The following is a 14,115-nucleotide window of genomic DNA, read 5'->3' on the forward strand; positions in this document are numbered from 1 at the left end:
TTCCACCTATTATTATTTATACTTTTAAGAATTTGCGTACACTCATCAAACTACCCCATACACCGATACAAACACCAATCCCGAGAATAATTCCGGATATTTGGAATGCAAATGGACTAAATGGAAGAATTTGAACAAAGTTAAATTCCTGAATCGTTACACCACTTTGTGCTAGATAATAATAACCTACCAATATGATTAAAATTGGAATAATGCTTCCCAGGAATCCGAGAATCATCCCTTCGACAAAAAACGGCCAGCGAATGAAACTATTAGTTGCACCAACTAGTTTCATAATCCCGATTTCCTTTTTCCTTGCCAGAATCGTAATTTTTATTGTATTGGAAATAAGGAATATCGCTGTAAACACTAAAGCAAATATTAAAACTAACCCCACATTTCTTGCATATTGGTTAAATGTAAACAACTTATCGACATAATCTTGTCCAAAATTAACACTGTTAACATTATCCAACTGAGCGATCTGGTCTGCTACCATTTCTGTATCCAGGGGATCAATAGTTTGGACAACAAATGCATCATTTAACGGATTATCTTGTTCATACAGTGTCCAGGCTTGTCCTTGTTCGCCCATACTTTGAATTAAGTTATCCAGCTCTTCTTCTTTTGTCAGGTACTCAACGGTACCCACTTCGGGAATAGCTTTAATATCCGCTTCTAGTTGATCTATATCAGCTTGCTCAGCTGTTAATTCAATTAATGCTTTAATTTCTACATCTTTTTCTAATTCATTTGCAATATGATTCAAGTTCAATATAACAACAAGAAAAACACCTACAAGAATAAGGGTAGTGGTTACAGCTCCAACTGAAGCAACTGTCATCCAGCTATTCCTCCACGTGTTTCTTGCACCTTCTTTTATGTGTCTTTTTAACGTACTAAATTTCATAACCATATTCTCCCCTGTATTCGTCACGTACGATAATGCCATCTTCCATAGCAATTACTCGTTTTCTAACTGTGTTTACAATTTCTTTACTGTGTGTAGCCATAACAACGGTTGTACCAGTTGAATTAATTTCCTCCAGGATACGCATTATTTCCCATGATGTATCAGGATCAAGGTTACCTGTTGGCTCGTCTGCTATTAATAAGCCTGGACGATTAACAATAGCACGTGCTATCGATACGCGCTGTTGCTCACCACCAGAAAGCTCATCAGGGATAAACCTTGCTTTATTCTTCAAGCCGACTTGGTCCAGAACTTCCATCACACGCTTTCTGATATTTTTCGGGTTTTCTTCAATTACTTCTAATGCAAAAGCAATATTTTCATAGACTGTCAGTTTCGGCAATAGGCGGAAATCCTGATAGACTACTCCAATATTTCTTCTGAAATAAGGGACATCTTTCCACTTTATTTTGCTAACATCTTTATTATTAACAAGGATTTTACCTTTCATCGGAACTTCCTCGCGAAACATTAACTTAGTAAATGTGGACTTTCCTGCACCACTGTGTCCTACTATATATACAAACTCGCCTTGTTCAATTTTTACACTTATACCATTTAATGCAACAACTCCATTGGCATAAGTCATAAATACATCTTGCATTTCTATCATATCATTCTCACCTTTTATATAAATATAGTCATTATTTTTCTTCATATCTTAAAAAACAACATTTTTCGTCTCACAAGTTTTATTATAACAAAAATATCACGAAATTTCGGCTAAAATTTTATTACAATTATATTTCAATACAATTACTTTTTAACTAATACATTTGACACAGTGTATAAACCTCTTGTTTTAAAGGTTTAAAAGCACTTTTTCAAAAATCAATAGTTAATATGAACTAAAAGTGAATAATTAGATTCATTAAGTATTTTACCACTCATCGCAATAAGTGACAATGGGACTAGTGACTCTAATCACCCTTTTTCAGTAAATATCGGCAAATAGCGGGAGTATATTATCAGTTTTTCAAAACAGCATTTCGGTATATAAGGATTATATGTGAATAATATATCTATTCACATATATTTATAACCCGACGAATTTCAGTGGCATATTCATTTTATATAAATCCTGAGAGTTTATATTTGAGAGCTGAGGTTTTTCCTTGATTGGTTTTGAGAAATGAAATTTTTGGGGGTATCTGGGGGATTTTGGTGGAATATCGCTCAACCCTCAGATAGTTTTCCTGATTCTCTATAAGAATTACACAAAAGGATAGTCATTTTCCTTTTGTGTAATTTAGACTATTAATTCATCGTTGAACGAAGATATGCATCAATAAACGGATTTAGTTCTCCATCCATTACTGCTTGTGTATTTCCTGTTTCATAATCGGTGCGATGGTCTTTCACCATAGAATATGGATGGAACACATAGGAGCGGATTTGGCTTCCCCATCCAATTTCTTTCTGCTCACCGCGAATTTCATTTAACTGTTGTTGTTGTCTTTGGATTTCCAATTGATACAATTTAGCCTTCAGCATCTTCATTGCCTGGTCTCTGTTTTTAATTTGCGAACGTTCTGATTGGCATGTTACAACAGTATTTGTTGGAAGGTGAGTAATACGAACAGCAGAATCTGTTGTGTTAACATGCTGCCCACCCGCACCACTTGAACGGTACGTATCAATTTTTAAATCTTCTGTTTTTACGTCAATGTCGATATCATCATCCAACTCTGGCATTACATCACAGGAAACAAAAGAGGTATGACGTCTGCCTGACGAATCAAATGGTGAGATTCTGACTAAACGATGGACACCTTTCTCTGCTTTTAAATAGCCGTAAGCATTATGACCTTTGATTAACAATGTAACACTTTTCACTCCAGCTTCTTCCCCGGGAAGATAGTCTAATGTTTCCACTTTAAAACCTTTCGTTTCCGCCCACCGTGTGTACATACGAAGAAGCATACTTGCCCAGTCTTGAGATTCCGTACCGCCAGCACCAGGGTGTAATTCAAGAATCGCATTGTTTTTATCATATGGTTCACTTAGTAAAATAAATAATTCAAACTGATTGAGTGCCTCTGTCAGATGCTGGACTTCTTCTTCCAGGTCCTGATGAAGTTCCTCATCATTCTCCTCTTTTACGAGTTCATAAGACACTTCTGCATTTTCTAAGTTTTCTTCATTGCGATCAAAGGCCTGAACTAATTCTTTTAATCCATTTGCTTCATTAATTGTTTTTTGTGCTGCCTGCTGATCATCCCAAAAAGCAGGATCAGACATTATTTCATCTAATTCAGCTATACGGGCTCTCTTTGATTCTAAGTCAAAGAGACCCCCTGAAGTCCGCTAACCGCTTAGCCATTTTGTCAAGTTCTTGTTTGATTTCTACTAATTCCATCTTTCCACCTCGTTAAGTTTGTTCTTAAAAAATATTATTGTGTTAATTACGCTCGTCCATGGCAATTTTTGTATTTTTTTCCACTACCACACGGACATGGATCATTTCTGCCGACATTTTGTGCTTTAACATATGGCTTTTTCACTTTCTTCTTCGCCTGGTCACCGCCAGACACTGCTTGTGTTTCTTTCACGACAGCCTCACGTTTTAGATTTTCACGTATTTGTGCTTTCATTACATATTTCGATACATCTTCATTAATTGATGAGATCATTTGTTCAAACATTGTAAAACTTTCCATTTGGTATTCTCTTAGCGGATCGTTTTGACCATATGCCCGTAAGTGAATACCTTGGCGCAATTGATCCATTTGATCAATATGATCCATCCATTTCGTGTCAACGGTACGTAAAAGAATGACTTTTTCAAATTCTCGCATTTGCTCTGATGTTAATTCTTCTTCTTTTTGGTCATATTTTGCTTTGACCTTCTCTAAAATTAATGCTTTTGCCTCATCTTTATCTTTACCTTTTAAGTCACTTTCTGTGATCCATTCAGTTTCTAACAATGTTGCATGGAGATATTCTGTTAAACCGGTTATATTCCAGTTTTCCGAAACATCATCAGCCATGTAGGAATCGATCGCTGTATCAACTGTTGTTTCGATCATTTGTTCAATAATTTCTCGTAAATTATCGGAGTCAATCACATCATAGCGCTGTTTATAAATAATCTCCCGTTGCTGACGTAACACATCATCATAAGAGAGGATGGTTTTACGTGCATCAAAGTTGTTACCTTCCACGCGTTTTTGGGCAGATTCCACTGCTCTTGATACCATCTTACTCTCAATCGGCTGAGTATCATCCATGCCCAGCCTTTCCATCATTGCTTTCATATTGTCTGACCCGAATCTGCGCATTAATTCATCTTCCATTGATAAATAGAACTGAGTAACACCAGGGTCCCCCTGACGACCGGAACGACCACGTAATTGATTATCAATACGGCGTGACTCATGACGTTCTGTCCCAATAACAGCAAGGCCTCCAAGTTCTTTTACACCATCACCTAATTTGATGTCAGTCCCGCGCCCCGCCATGTTTGTAGCAATAGTTACTGCACCTTTTTGTCCGGCATTCTCAATTATCTCTGCTTCCCTATAATGATTCTTCGCATTTAATACATTATGTTTCACGCCAGCTTTTGAAAGGTATTTTGAAATTAATTCAGAAGTTTCCACAGCAACTGTACCAACTAGAACTGGTTGGCCTTTCTGATGCCTTTCTTTAATTTCTTCTACAACAGATTTAAATTTTCCTTCCATTGATTTATAGATTAAATCTGCTTTATCTTCTCTGACAATCGGTTTGTTCGTAGGTATCGCAATAACATCCATATTATAAATGTTACGGAATTCCTCTTCCTCTGTTTTTGCTGTTCCTGTCATACCTGCCAGCTTTTCATACATACGGAAATAATTTTGGAATGTGATGGAAGCCAATGTCATGCTTTCATTTTGAATTGGCAATCCTTCTTTAGCTTCAATCGCTTGGTGCAGTCCATCACTATAGCGGCGGCCTTTCATTAAACGGCCAGTGAATTGGTCAACTATTACAACCTGGTCTTCTTCAATAACATAATCTGTATCCTTGTGCATAGAGATATGAGCTTTTAATGCTTGATTAATATGATGAGTTAATGTCACATTATTCAAATCAAATAAGTTTTCCACTTGGAAGAAGCGTTCTGCTTTGTTCATCCCTTCTTCCGTTAATTGCACACCTTTTGTTTTTTCATCATAGGTATAATCTTCTTCATTTTTTAGTGTACGGACAAAAGCATTTGCTTGTTCATAGAGTGAAGCAGATTTTTTTGCAGTACCTGAAATAATTAATGGTGTCCGGGCTTCATCAATTAGAATGGAATCAACCTCATCAATTATTGCAAAGTGTAAAGGTCGTTGTACCATTTGTTCTTTGTATAACACCATATTGTCCCGTAAATAGTCAAAACCATATTCATTATTTGTTCCATAGGTAATATCCGCCAAGTATGCTTGACGTTTCTCATCTTTTGACATTCCGTTTTTATTAAGTCCTACGGTCAATCCCAAAAACTCATATAAATTGCCCATCTCTTTTGCATCACGATCGGCCAGGTAATCATTGACTGTAATAATGTGAACGCCTTTGCCTGTTAATGCATTTAAATAGGCAGGCATTGTAGAGGCTAACGTCTTCCCTTCACCTGTTTTCATTTCTGCTATATCACCATGGTGCATAGCAATCGCACCACATAATTGTACAGTATACGGGCGCATACCCAACACTCTTGTTGAAGCTTCTCTTACAACAGCATACGCTTCGGGAAGCAGATCATCTAAATTTTCTCCATTTTGATATCTTTGCTTTAGTTCCTCTGTTTTATTTTGTAATTGATGATCAGATAATTGCTGCATTGATGGTTCTAATGCTTCAATCTCTGAAGCAATTTTCTCTAATTCTTTTAATTGTTTCTGGTTACCAACACCAAAAACTTTTTTTAATAATCCACGCATTCTAGCCGCTCCTCTTCTTCCATACTTGGCAAAGCCAAAGAAACCTTCAGTGTGTCATTTTGTTGTGTTTATCACTTTATATCATAACACTTGAATGAAGAAATTGACAACAATCGGATAACGAACAGAGAAAATGAGGAAAGAAGCAGCCCTGGTTCGACTGCTTCTCTAATGATGAGAAGGTTTCTTGAGAGGAAGGTTTACCTTCTCGGTGTGGGGATATTCTATTTATAACATAGGACGAATGATTTGAAAAACAAGGAAATTCTTCATTTCATTACATTGTTCCATCAAATTTATTATGTTTTCCTATGGATTTGGCTAAACCTTCATCAATAGTATAGGAAATGATAGAGTTCGATAGAAAACAGAAAAAGATGATTTGCTATGCAAATCATCTTAGAATAAGTATTATCAGCTAGGTTCAATTAGGCCATAACGACCGTCACGACGTTTATAAACAACGTTTGTTGTCCCTGTCATGGAATTTTCAAAAACGAAGAAAGCATGTCCTAACATATCCATTTGCAATACTGCTTCTTCTGAATCCATTGGTTTTAAATCAAAACGTTTCGTTCTTACAATTTCTATTTCATCATCATCTAACAAATCTACTCCTCTAAATTCAGCAGCTTCTTTCTCTAACTCTGCAAATACATGCTTTGGTGAGCCTTGCTGACGGAATTTACGGTTAACTTTTGTTTTATGCTTACGTATTTGCCTTTCTAGTTTGTCAACAACAAGATCAATAGCAGCATACAAATCTACGTGTTGTACTTCTGCACGGAGCAAAAGATTAGTCATAGGAATCGTTACCTCGATTTGTTGTTCTTCATTATAGACACTTATATTTACATTTACATCTGAAGTCGGAGGCGTGTCAAAATATCTTTCTAACTTGCCAATTTTTCTTTCTACATATTCCTTAATGGCTCCAGTCACTTCTACATTTTCTCCTCGAAAGTTGTATTTCATAAAAGTGTCCTCCTTTCAAACTATAAAGCTTTAATAAGCTATATATCTAGTATACCACACTATAGGGGGGATAAACGAGTAAATTGTCAATATATTTTGAATATTTTTAACATAAACTTTACATACTCATGAATAGCTCCATTTACTTTATTCTTAGAGTATTTCAATGAATAGTTATAATAGAAAAAGTTCTCCTACTTCACAGTAGGAGAACTTATTTCTTCGAATCCAGGAACATCCCGTCGTGCCCTGAAAGGCTTTTGTATGGATTTAAGTATTGCTTATTAGATTTTGATTGTTTTTTTGTATTTTGCATATTTAATTTAATTTCATTTAATAATGAATGCATTTTCGGCTCTAATAGTTGATCAATTACAATGCATTCTTTCCCTAAGCATATTTCTTCTTCGTTGTATGGGGGTTGAATATGACGAATATATTGCTGTCTTTGTTCAATTAAATCACTTATATTAGCAATAACGAGATCGCGCTCTTCTTTATTGATTGGCTTGTCTATAAGCAAAAGTAATTTTTTTGATATATCCAAATAGCCTTTAAGTGGATTCATTATAGTTTAACACCTTTTCCATGCTGACGTATTCTCTCTTGTTTGATAATCTCTTTCCATGTATCGCGGAATTGAATTAGAATTTCTTCAGCTTGTTCTATTTGTGTCATATCGTTTTTGACATTGGCTTGTGTTAAACAATGGTAGGCAAATTCATATAATGGCATCATTTGCTTTGTTATTGGTGCTGATGGTTCTAATGTTACCATTAATTCACGAATAATATTTTGTGTTTTTTGAATCATTACGTTTCTTTCCTGATAATTCTTCTCTTCCATTGCCTTTTTTGCACGCTTAATAAATTTCAAGCTACCATTGTAAAGCATAAGAGTTAGTTCGGCAGGGGTAGCTGTATTGACTGAGTTGTTTTGGTATGCTTGATATTGTTGATAAGCCATTAAACAAACGCTCCTCTATTGTCTTACTTATATTTTTTCATCAACGATAAATCCCATCAGTTCAGCCATTGATGCGTATACATCTAGTAGTTTCTTTGGTGGGATCTCTTTCACTATTTCTTCTGTTTCTGAGTTCACTACAGTTACATAATACTTTTCTAGTTTTTCATGGAATTCATATCGAATGTTTGTATGTGTAGGTTTCAAAAATGAATTTAACCCGTCGACCATACTTTTTACTTCTTCATTTGATATTTCCCCTGATTCATTAATATTCTTTCTGAGATCTGATTCTTGCACATGGTTATTGGATCTGTCTACTGCTGATGTGGATTGCTCTTTGCTGTCAGGGTTTTGCAGATGGGGAGATCCAGTGATCATATTACCAACTTCCATGCTTTTCTTCATCTCCTCTATATATATTTACTTGTATTATCGGTTAATTTATAGAAAACTTTAGTCATTTAGAAAAACCTTCTAATAAATACATGATTTATGTATTTTATGTAAAAAACCTAGAGAAAAATTCTCTAGATTTTTACGATTATGCTTTTACATCTACTGTACTGCCTAAATGTGGCTGAATCGCCTGTTCTAACATTTTAATCATTTGATTTGATTGCTGTTCTGATGTATTCATTGCTTTATCAAGCAATGAAATACTTGCCTGTTGCTTCACTTGTGCTTGGCTCATAATAACAGACATAGCTGCTATATCCATCAAAAAACCTCCTTTTGATTATTGTCCCCCACTAAACATTTGCATTAAATAACTAGATTGGCTATTATATTTCGAAATTGCTTGTTCCATTGCTGTAAATTGGCTCCAATAGCGATCTTCAATTTGTGATAACCGATCTTCAAATCTTCTAATTTTGTTTTCGAGATTAGATAAATTCTTTCCTATTGTAAATTGTTCATTGCTATAAGAAGTTCGGCCAGCTCGTTCATAAATACGATCCATTGATGAATTAACTGAGTCGTACAATCTATTTACAATTCCCTGTTCACCATACTCATTACTAGGAGAAATAAATAATTTTTCTACTGCATCGGGATCTTCTTGTATTGCTTCTTTTAACTTTCCTTCATTAATTTCTAATTTTCCACCCTGCATATAATCTTTAGTTGTCGTTATACCTATTTGTGCCAACTGATTAAATACACTTGATCCTGAATTGTTAACAGGACTATAGAAATCTGTTCGCATTTTTGATAATGTATCTCTTAGTATCTGGTCACTTCTTAGCAACCCACTTTTCGCTAAGTTTGTCCATTCTTCTTGCTGAGTGTCACTCAATGATTGTTTTTGATCATCAGTCAGCGGTTTGTAATCTCTATAATATTCTTCATTAACTTTACTGTTAATAGCTTCGATTAATGTATTATATTTTTCAACGAATTCCTTAATATTTTCATATACATCTTCACTATTGTTGGATACACTTACAGTAACCGGTCCCTCTGCTGGAGTAAATTTTTGTTTCAAATTAAAAGTTACACCATCAATTTGGAAATTATTAGAGCTTCTCTCCGTATCTGTTATTCCATTTATGGAAAATATAGCATTATCCCCACCAGACTCTGTACCATTCCTGAATTTTAGTACATCATTAATAAATGCATTATTCCCACTAGAAAAGCTCGTAATTATCTCATTTCCTGAGTCATTAAATTCTCCTGTATCTTTTCTGCTCATAGTTACTTGATCAGTATAGGAGTCATACATCATAGAGACCCCAACTTTAGAATTGTTTACTTTGCTGATAACTTGATTCAGTGATTCATTACCAGTCATTATGAAATTTCTATACGTCTGGCCGTTTTCGGTATGGGCTCCTAGAGCGAACGAACTGTAATTTTGTTGATAGTCAGCTGTTATTTCTGTACCCTTTGGTTTAGCTTCACTAAATGAGATTCTACCTGAACTCGTATTAATGGTACCTACAACAGTATTAGATCCATCTACTAAATTATATTGTGTCCCATTAGCGGAAGCTGCATCTATTGTATAATTTGTAGTACCGTCAATTGTTAAAGAAAATGAATTAACATCGATTGACCTTCCACTTAATTGAAAAGTACTTGTTTCTGCCGTCAAAATCTTAGAATCTTGATTGGTGCCTTCATGTGCATATTCAGCTGAAAATTTGTCCCCTTTTTTGACAACACCTTCAGCAAACGTTAATGAATTATTTGTAGCATCGAATAACACCTGGTTATCTGCTAAATCTGCCTGAGTAACACCCGTCACAACTTCATACCCTTTTCCATTTAACTGAATATTCATAGCTTCAGTGTCAATATTTGTACCTTCTAGTTGTATTATTTCCCCATCAGCTTGTACTGTTACATCTTTCGTTTCAATTGCTCCTTGATTCCAATTGATGTTAGTACCCAAATTAGCATTTTGTGATAATAGACTTTTAGAAGCATCGATTTTTTCTGTTCCTGATATGCCACCCTCGTTAATAAGCGTTGCTGCTGATGCTAATTGCTTAACCTCAGTAATACTAAAAGAAGTTTGACTAGCTGCACTACTTGCTGAGGCTGTCACTTTTGACTCATCTGTAGAAGATGTTTCCCTTGACCGATAACTAGTAGTAAGTCTCATGTTTGATAGCGTATTACGAAAATCCAACAATAAAGAGTTAATCGAGCGATAATCGTCTCTTTTCCATTCTAGTAATTGTTTCTCTTGTTGCATTGTTTGTAAAGGATAGCTCTCTGCTTTCATTAAGTCCTTTACCATTGTTTCAATATCCATACCACTTGCAAAACCGGAAATACGCATTGCACTCATCTTATTCACGCCCTTTTATTAGTCATTCTTATCTTTATTATCGGACTAATAAAGTGAGACTTAAATAGGACTTTTGAACTTTTTCATTTATTTTGTAACTTATTCCAAATCGACCTCAAATCAGAATCTGAAGAATGCCCTAACAACTCCTGCCCATACCGAACATGGTCATACATTTCCTCTAAACTATCCAATTCTTGTCCTGATATGTCTAACACCTCATGTGCCGTCATCGATTCCTTCCATTTATCCTGTTTTCTCAATTCCCTTGTTATTTCCCGATATAAGAATCTTACTTTATCTTCTGTTGACAACTGGTCATATTTTGTTTTCCGTCCAAAAATACTTTGTAATCTATCCTTTATTTCCGTCTGTTTCTCATTTCGCCAGTTTTTCCAATTAAAGAGATTTTCCTTTTCATCCATATACTCGGAGTCCAACTGATTGAAACGGCTGGTTGTGAAAACTTGCTTCAAAGCATTCCATATAAATAGAATCACTTTTTTAACAAGACGGCGAACTTTTTTAAATAGGAGTGATAACATTAAGATGGCTGCAAGGATGACCAAGAGAATACCAAATATGATTGTCACTTGCTCCATTATCTCGGCGAAGCGAGAAGGTTCACTAAACTCCTCTGTTGGTAACATTGGCTGATTGTTTTGCTGGGGCAGTTCTTCCATTGGCGGCTCCTCATTGGAGAAGAGTTCAACAAATGAAACGATAGCCTGAATGACTGAGCGGACACTATGGTACAAAAACGATTGAATCACTTGAAAATTTGTTAAAAGAAACACAAATACGATGGTAAAAAGAAGATATGCATAATTTATCCTTTTCATTTCCCTGCTTGTATGATGTTTTTTTTCTTTTGTCAGGGATTCTTTTTGCAAATGCGCTTGATTTGTGACAATCAGCATTGTAATAATAAAAACAAGACCAATACTGCTTAAGAAACCTATATAATCAATTAAACTGTCAAAATTAGAAAAGAGAATGTATCCAACAAAATAACTTGGCAGACCGATTCCCCACAGTATTCTTGATGGCAATAATTCCTTCCCATTACTCTCAGCGTATTGCACCCCTCGATATGATGCAATAAAACCAGAAATAAAGGAAGACAGATAGGATAATATATCGGAACCAATTATGAATGTAAATCCAAATGCAAGAAAAGCTGCTAATATGATGACAATTGTCCGCTGCTTCAAGTATGACCTGATTGCAGCTGACAAACAAAATAAACCGTATAGACCAATCAGCCAATAATAGATATTTCCTTCGATTGTCAAAGTACCAATAAGTAAAATAAAAGGAAAGAAGGAAAGGAATTCAAGTATCCCCTGCAAGAAAATCGAGAAGACAGAACGCCCTTTAGCTTGCATATGCTTCACCTGCTTCCCCTGTCAATTGATCTAATAAAACAATCTCCACCGCATTGTTCAGCTGTTCTAACTGATAAATTTTCTGTTCAACTTTTTCAGATATTTGCTGGGTGAAAATAATGATATCTGTATCCCTTATCTCCTCCTCCAGATCTTCTTCTAAAAAGGCTCGAAAGTTTCGGCTTCGATCAATCTTCACTTTGGCAATCGTATCAAGAATATATTCAAGCTGACTGCGGCTGTTTGATGGTTCTACTCTTACTGACGGCTTTATCCGTTCCAAAGTATTGGTAAAAGGCTCAACAAAATACCCATTACAGCCAAACCCTGTCGCTATTCCTTGCTCGATTGTATATGCCGCAAGGGAAGCAGCATAGGAAAGGGCCTTCTCGATTACTTCCGGCTTTTCTATTGGCAGACGTATATCTTCGTTGGAATCAAAATTAACATAAATCATTAAATGGTGATCTGCTGTGTAATCTTTTTTATTGATTTGCATTGTTTGTGACCGAGCGGTAGCTTTCCAATTTATAGCGTTTAATGGATCACCTGCTTGATATTCCCGCACACCTGCATACAGAAACGGGTCCTCAATAATCCATCTTTTCACTGTAATGTCCCCTAACCAGCTATGTGACGGCAATGGAATCTCATCAACTGAAACAACTTGCGGATAAACAGTCACAGCAGTGCTTGCTTGAATGGAGTCAAAAGACTCCCCGAAACCGATCGCATCACCTGTTGTAACCGAAACGGTATCAAGCGGATAATACCCTCTCTTTGTTGCAATCAACTGATGTCTTCTCGTGATTTTCTGATATGGTAACAGACTAAATAATGACCGGTGAAACACTTCTTCTGTTCCTTTATCTTTTTCTGTTGTACCAGCTAAATGATGGCTTATCTTTGATTCCAAGCGGATCCATGGGATTGGGAGTAACTTTCGATTGGTAATTTGATCAACCATTTCTATTGTTTCCCCTTCAAACACAGTCTGTTGTTTGAACTCTCTTTTGTAGGTAATCCCCTTTAATCCCCATTTGCTATAGATCATTCCCTGGATGAAGACAATGAATAATAAAGCGACAATCACCCATGCAATGTTCATCCGCGCACCAAATCCTTTTCAGGCTCTGTTGGCACAGGAACCTCCTGCAAAATCTCGCCGATTACTGTATTGACTTGATTGCCTTTCACCCCAATACGTTTCGCAAGCACAATACGGTGCCCTAATACTGATATTGCCATCTGTTTAATATCATCTGGAATAACATATGTTCTTCCATGTAATAATGCATAAACTTGCACACATTTTAATAATGCTTGACTGCCGCGAGGACTAACACCCAATGCGATATTCGTATGGTTTCTCGTCTTTTCAATCACATCCATTAAGTAATTCAGAACATCATCACTGATTTCAACTTCGCTGTACACTTTTTGCATTGCCACCATTGTATCTATATCAACTACCGCATTTAAATTCGTTAATGGATTTGTTTGTTTGAAACGCTTTAATATCTCCATACCTTCTGCTTTTGATGGGTAACCCATTTGAATTTTTAATAAGAAACGATCCAGCTGGGCTTCAGGTAACGGAAAGGTCCCTTGACTTTCAACCGGATTCTGTGTAGCAATAACTAAAAAAGGATCTGTTAACTGATGGGTTTCGCCATCTATCGTCACTTGCCGTTCTTCCATACTTTCTAATAAGCTAGATTGTGTTCTCGGTGTTGCACGATTAATTTCATCTGCTAATAAAATGTTAGTAAAAATGGGCCCCTGACGGAATTCAAATTCTCCTTTTTGTTGACTGTAGAAATGAATGCCTGTAATATCTGATGGCAGTAAATCTGGTGTGAATTGAATTCTTCGAAACGTGCCAGCTAATGATTTAGCTAAAGATTTTGCCATCAATGTTTTTCCTGTACCAGGAACATCTTCTAACAGAACATGGCCTGAGGAGATCATAGCAACTAACAACAAATCAATGGTTCTCTTTTGTCCGACAACAACTTGATTAATATTCTGTCTAATTTCTTTTGCTACTTCTTGTACATTGGTTAATTCCATCTTTCAAACTCCCCCTTC

13 protein-coding genes are annotated in these 14,115 nt (G+C 35.9%); all 13 read right to left on the reverse strand.

Features of this window, described 5'->3' with window-relative positions; all coding sequences use genetic code 11:
* Window positions 1–16: 16 nt before the first annotated feature.
* Window positions 17–910, reverse strand: coding sequence for a permease-like cell division protein FtsX (ftsX, locus tag ACFOY7_RS17830; RefSeq protein WP_390254020.1), 894 nt, complete (start codon window positions 908–910; stop codon window positions 17–19).
* Complete coding sequence (gene ftsE / locus ACFOY7_RS17835) at window positions 900–1,586, reverse strand: cell division ATP-binding protein FtsE (protein WP_390254162.1); 687 nt, start codon at window positions 1,584–1,586, stop codon at window positions 900–902. The genes ftsX and ftsE overlap by 11 nt, the downstream gene beginning before the upstream one ends.
* A gap of 644 nt (window positions 1,587–2,230) precedes the next feature.
* Window positions 2,231–3,332, reverse strand: a protein-coding gene (gene prfB / locus ACFOY7_RS17840) for a peptide chain release factor 2 (RefSeq protein ID WP_390254021.1) whose coding sequence is annotated in 2 segments (ribosomal slippage) — window positions 2,231–3,259 and window positions 3,261–3,332 — 1,101 coding nt in all. Because the reading frame shifts where the segments join, the coding sequence is not laid out codon by codon here.
* A 46-nt stretch (window positions 3,333–3,378) separates the two neighbouring features.
* Window positions 3,379–5,892: a preprotein translocase subunit SecA gene (secA, locus tag ACFOY7_RS17845; protein ID WP_390254023.1), complete on the reverse strand. Its 2,514-nt coding sequence runs from the start codon at window positions 5,890–5,892 to the stop codon at window positions 3,379–3,381.
* Window positions 5,893–6,306: 414 nt separating this feature from the next.
* Window positions 6,307–6,867: a ribosome hibernation-promoting factor, HPF/YfiA family gene (gene hpf, locus ACFOY7_RS17850; RefSeq protein WP_390254025.1), complete on the reverse strand. Its 561-nt coding sequence runs from the start codon at window positions 6,865–6,867 to the stop codon at window positions 6,307–6,309.
* Window positions 6,868–7,081: 214 nt separating this feature from the next.
* A complete protein-coding gene (gene fliT / locus ACFOY7_RS17855) occupies window positions 7,082–7,435 on the reverse strand; it encodes a flagellar protein FliT (protein WP_390254027.1) in 354 nt (117 codons plus the stop codon).
* The gene (gene fliS, locus ACFOY7_RS17860) at window positions 7,435–7,833 is read right to left on the reverse strand and encodes a flagellar export chaperone FliS (protein WP_390254029.1); all 399 of its coding nucleotides are present in this window, start codon (window positions 7,831–7,833) and stop codon (window positions 7,435–7,437) included. The genes fliT and fliS overlap by 1 nt, the downstream gene beginning before the upstream one ends.
* A gap of 27 nt (window positions 7,834–7,860) precedes the next feature.
* The gene (gene flaG / locus ACFOY7_RS17865) at window positions 7,861–8,229 is read right to left on the reverse strand and encodes a flagellar protein FlaG (RefSeq protein ID WP_390254030.1); all 369 of its coding nucleotides are present in this window, start codon (window positions 8,227–8,229) and stop codon (window positions 7,861–7,863) included.
* Between the two features lie 148 nt (window positions 8,230–8,377).
* Window positions 8,378–8,554, reverse strand: a complete 177-nt coding sequence (locus tag ACFOY7_RS17870) for a YjfB family protein (protein ID WP_390254032.1) — start codon at window positions 8,552–8,554, stop codon at window positions 8,378–8,380.
* 18 nt (window positions 8,555–8,572) lie between these two features.
* Complete coding sequence (gene fliD, locus ACFOY7_RS17875; RefSeq protein WP_390254034.1) at window positions 8,573–10,636, reverse strand: flagellar filament capping protein FliD; 2,064 nt, start codon at window positions 10,634–10,636, stop codon at window positions 8,573–8,575.
* An 83-nt stretch (window positions 10,637–10,719) separates the two neighbouring features.
* Window positions 10,720–12,024, reverse strand: coding sequence for a hypothetical protein (locus ACFOY7_RS17880; protein WP_390254036.1), 1,305 nt, complete (start codon window positions 12,022–12,024; stop codon window positions 10,720–10,722).
* The gene (locus ACFOY7_RS17885; RefSeq protein ID WP_390254038.1) at window positions 12,014–13,132 is read right to left on the reverse strand and encodes a DUF58 domain-containing protein; all 1,119 of its coding nucleotides are present in this window, start codon (window positions 13,130–13,132) and stop codon (window positions 12,014–12,016) included. The genes ACFOY7_RS17880 and ACFOY7_RS17885 overlap by 11 nt, the downstream gene beginning before the upstream one ends.
* Window positions 13,129–14,097 carry an AAA family ATPase gene (locus tag ACFOY7_RS17890; protein ID WP_390254039.1) on the reverse strand — a complete coding sequence of 323 codons (969 nt, stop codon included), beginning with the start codon at window positions 14,095–14,097 and terminating at the stop codon, window positions 13,129–13,131. Before ACFOY7_RS17890 ends, ACFOY7_RS17885 begins: the two co-directional genes overlap by 4 nt.
* Window positions 14,098–14,115 lie beyond the last annotated feature (18 nt).

The organism is Gracilibacillus xinjiangensis (assembly GCF_042651765.1).
Lineage (GTDB): Bacteria > Bacillota > Bacilli > Bacillales > Amphibacillaceae > Gracilibacillus > Gracilibacillus xinjiangensis.

Bases quoted from the DNA above. Each gene is read 5' to 3' on its own strand.
- ftsX (WP_390254020.1), bottom strand. From the start codon at position 910: ATGAAATTTAGTACGTTAAAAAGACACATAAAAGAAGGTGCAAGAAAC.
- ftsE (WP_390254162.1), bottom strand. From the start codon at position 1,586: ATGATAGAAATGCAAGATGTATTTATGACTTATGCCAATGGAGTTGTT.
- secA (WP_390254023.1), bottom strand. From the start codon at position 5,892: ATGCGTGGATTATTAAAAAAAGTTTTTGGTGTTGGTAACCAGAAACAA.
- hpf (WP_390254025.1), bottom strand. From the start codon at position 6,867: ATGAAATACAACTTTCGAGGAGAAAATGTAGAAGTGACTGGAGCCATT.
- fliT (WP_390254027.1), bottom strand. From the start codon at position 7,435: ATGAATCCACTTAAAGGCTATTTGGATATATCAAAAAAATTACTTTTG.
- fliS (WP_390254029.1), bottom strand. From the start codon at position 7,833: ATGGCTTATCAACAATATCAAGCATACCAAAACAACTCAGTCAATACA.
- flaG (WP_390254030.1), bottom strand. From the start codon at position 8,229: ATGGAAGTTGGTAATATGATCACTGGATCTCCCCATCTGCAAAACCCT.
- ACFOY7_RS17870 (WP_390254032.1), bottom strand. From the start codon at position 8,554: ATGGATATAGCAGCTATGTCTGTTATTATGAGCCAAGCACAAGTGAAG.
- fliD (WP_390254034.1), bottom strand. From the start codon at position 10,636: ATGAGTGCAATGCGTATTTCCGGTTTTGCAAGTGGTATGGATATTGAA.
- ACFOY7_RS17880 (WP_390254036.1), bottom strand. From the start codon at position 12,024: ATGCAAGCTAAAGGGCGTTCTGTCTTCTCGATTTTCTTGCAGGGGATA.
- ACFOY7_RS17885 (WP_390254038.1), bottom strand. From the start codon at position 13,132: ATGAACATTGCATGGGTGATTGTCGCTTTATTATTCATTGTCTTCATC.
- ACFOY7_RS17890 (WP_390254039.1), bottom strand. From the start codon at position 14,097: ATGGAATTAACCAATGTACAAGAAGTAGCAAAAGAAATTAGACAGAAT.